The 203-nt window shown below is 51.2% G+C and carries 1 protein-coding gene; it reads right to left on the minus strand.

Annotation, left to right across the window (positions count from 1 at the left end):
* Positions 1-203: metal ABC transporter permease (locus tag M992_RS14575; RefSeq protein ID WP_187120222.1), on the minus strand; the 203-nt coding region annotated here is incomplete at both ends.

The raw sequence follows: 203 nt of genomic DNA on the forward strand, positions 1-203 counted from the left end.
AGACACCAGTCATTGACACTATTACCGATATGCCAGTCGCCAGTAGGAGCGCAATATGAAAGCGTTGTGTCAGGAGTACCGCAATGGCACCAGGCGCAATGAGAAGAGAAATAGAGAGAATGATACCTACCGCTTTCAGCGTCGCCACAATGGTCAGGGAGACCATGCACAGCAGCCCATAATGCAGCCATCTCGTATGCCGT

The organism is Moellerella wisconsensis ATCC 35017 (assembly GCF_001294465.1).
Lineage (GTDB): Bacteria > Pseudomonadota > Gammaproteobacteria > Enterobacterales > Enterobacteriaceae > Moellerella > Moellerella wisconsensis.